The organism is Streptomyces sp. NPDC051173 (assembly GCF_040689515.1).
Classification (GTDB): Bacteria; Actinomycetota; Actinomycetes; order Streptomycetales; family Streptomycetaceae; genus Streptomyces.
The window spans coordinates 1-3,000 of sequence record NZ_JBFBBD010000160.1 but is presented as its reverse complement, the minus strand read 5'-3'; the positions used below and the strand labels follow the sequence as shown (position 1 = coordinate 3,000).

The 3,000-nt window shown below is 77.0% G+C and carries 1 protein-coding gene; it reads right to left on the bottom strand.

What is annotated here, in order from left to right; all coding sequences use genetic code 11:
- Nucleotides 1–353: 353 nt before the first annotated feature.
- Nucleotides 354–2,843 (bottom strand): helicase C-terminal domain-containing protein, encoded by a 2,490-nt coding sequence (locus AB0435_RS34030; RefSeq protein ID WP_366428720.1) that lies wholly within the window; start codon nucleotides 2,841–2,843, stop codon nucleotides 354–356.
- Between the last annotated feature and the right edge of the window lie 157 nt (nucleotides 2,844–3,000).

Sequence of the window (3,000 nt, the reverse complement as noted above, 5' to 3'; positions counted from 1 at the left end):
GAGGACCTGGAACGCGGTGCGTGGCGCTGTCTTACGTGTTGGGTGCTGTGACTACGCACCGCGTTCCAGAACCTCACCCTCCGGCCCCACCCCCTTCGCCGGTGGGTACGTAGCCCTTCGGGGCACGCCGCTCATTTCGGCCGGGTGTGCCTCTCTTTTCCGCCGGGTGCGCGAAATTCAGCCCGTTGGGGGCACCTCCCAGCGGTAGCTGGGGGAGCTCCCGCCGCAGGCGGCAACGGACCTGAGGCCCGGGGTCTGGGGCAGCGCCCCAGTTTCGGGAAGGGGTGGGGTAGGGGAACAGGCCCGCCGCAGGCGCAACCGGCCCGCAGTCGGGGGCTGGCGAACGAACCCCGCTACGCCGGGTCGTCCGCCAGTTCCGCCACGCCGGTGATCCGGTGCAAGGGATACGTGCGGATCTCGTCCGCCGTGTGGTCGTACGCGGTCACGAAGCCGCCTTCCACCCGCACCGGCGCGATCACGCGCTGGCTCGCCGCGCCCTCCGCGTTGACGTAGCCGATCCAGACCGGGGTGCCCGTGAGGACCGCGGCCTGGACCGCGGCCAGGGTGTCCGCGGAGGTCGTGCGGGGGAGGCGGCCGGGGGCGGAGTCGGGGAGGGGCTTGCGTTCGGCCGTGGCGGCCATGTCGCCCGCGCGGATGGCCCGTACCGCCGCGCCCAGCAGCGTCGCGTCGGGAGCGGGCGGGCCCTCGGGGACGGGGGCCGGGGCCGTGCGGGGAGGGGTGCGGTGGGCGTCGGCGCGGGCGATCAGCACGTCGCCCTCGGCGGACTCCGCGGCGGGCGCGTACCCCATGTCGCGCAGCCCCGCGAGGAGCGCGTCCGGTGCCGCCTGCGCGGCCAGCACCGTCGGGGCGAGGCGGCGCAGCCGCAAGGGCGCGGAGCGGCGGTCGGCGAGGATCTCGGCGAGCGCGGCCTCGTCGTCGCAGCGGAGGTAGGACGAGGCGGCGCCCACCCGCAGGTGGCCGTGGCGGCGGGCGACGTCGTCGACGAGATAGGCGAGAGGCTGCGGCACGGGCGTGCGCGAGTGCGCGGTGAGGAACGCCTTCAGGTCGTCGGCGGTCCGCCCGGCGTCCAGGGCCCGTCGCACGGAGGCGGGGGTGAAGCGGTAGACCGTGGCCCCGCCCTTGGACTCGATGTCGGCGAGCACCCCCAGCGTCTGGGCCAGCGGCCGGACGAGCGGTCCGGGGGCGACAGCCGTGAGGTCGGCCTGGAGCAGGATGTGGTCGAGCGGCTCGGGCAGCAGCGGGGCGAGGAGCGCGGCGGCCCGTACGCCCGCGGCGCCCAGCTCCGGGTCGGTCGGCGGCCGCCACACGGCGTGCGCCTCGTCGACGGGCGGGAGCAGGGCACGCCCGTGCGCGGAGACGGCACCGCGGTTGACGACGCCGAGCAGTTCGGCCTCCGTCAGCGTCCAGCGGGCGAGGCGGGTGCGCAGGTCCTCCTCCGCGCCGGTGGTGACGCGCGGCGGGCGCTCCCAGTGCAGCCGGGCCAGCAGCGTGTCCGGGGAGACGGCGGCGCCCGGCGGGAGGGCGGCGAGGAGCGCGAGGACGCGGTGGCGGACCTCGGGGGCCGGGCCGCGGTCGAGGTCGGGGCCGAGCGCGGCGAGCGTACGGGCCTTGGCGTCCCGGCCGCCGACGAGCCCGGCCGCGCGGGTCGCGGCGAGCCAGGCGGTGGCCAGCCCGGCCCAGCGCCGTTCGGCGGGCAGCTTGAGCCAGTCGTCGTAGGCGGGCGTCGGGGCGTACCGCTCGTCGACCTCGCCGTCGGACGAGAGCAGCCCGGCCGCGTACGCCAGCTCCACCCAGAAGGCGGCCGTCTGCTCAGGGGTGTCGAGGACGGCCGCCGTGCGCTTGAGGTCGCGGATGCTGAGGCCGCCCGCGCGCAGCACCAGCGGGCCGCCGGTCTCCCACTCCTTGAGCAGTTCCTCGACCGTGGCCAGGGCGGTGAACGCCTGCCCGGCGGCCGCCGCGTCCACCGTCCGCTCCGCGTGCCCGGTCACGGGGGCGAGCTCCGGAGCCACCGGTTCGGGTGAGCGGTGCGCGCGCCCGGCGCGCAGGTGGAGGGCCACTTCGCGGGGCAGCACCACATTGCCGGGCCCGGCGGACAGCAGCAGGCCGCGGTCCAGCAGCCAGCGCAGGTGCGGGGCGGGGTCGGCGGTGACCGTGCCGTACGGCGGGCCCCACAGCAGCTTGCCGAGCACGGCCGTCGCGTCGGCGGGGGCCCCGGCGAGCAGCGCGGCCATGCGCGTACGGTCCTCGAACAGTTCGGTCAACGCGTCGACGGCCGTCACCGGATCGTGTGTCGCGGGCAGTCCGGCCGCCGCGATGATCTGCTGGACGCGGCCCGGGGACATGCCCGCCGTGGCCTCCGCGACGGACGGCCCGAGGCCGGTGGGGGAGGGGTGCGCGGCGCTCGGCGCGAGCAGTTCGCGGGCCGTGCGGACCAGGCGCAGCCGGTCCTCGCCGCCCCAGACCAGGGCCTGGTCGCGCAGCGTGCCCAGGGCGCGCGGCAGTTCGCGGGAGACGCGGGGGTCCGCGGCCTCGTCACCGCTCAGCAGCGCGTCCAGCGTGGCGTACGGACAGGGGTCCGGGGCGACCGCGAGCGCCTCCGCGGCCTGGAGGGCGAACCGGTCCAGGCGCTCCAGCGCGCGGACGACCGAGGCGCGGGTGCCGGCGCGGGTGGCAAGCTGCGTGAGGTCGCCGGGGACGGGGTTGAGCAGGTCCGGCCGGGCGACGAGGAGGGCCGCGAGGGCGTCGTCGGGCCTGCCGCGCAGCTCTTCCGCGAGGGTGCGGGGGGCGCCGGTTCTGTCGGCGGGGCGGCGCGGGGTGGTCATTCTGCTTACGGTACCGGTCCGCTGCGCTTTGCTGCTGATCTGCTTGGGGGTGCGGGTCGCTTGCGCCTGCGGCGGGCTTCTTCCCCAGCCCCGCCCCTTCCCGAAACTGGGGGCAAGCCCCCAGACCCCCGCAACACGCTTCGCGCGTTGTCCTCAA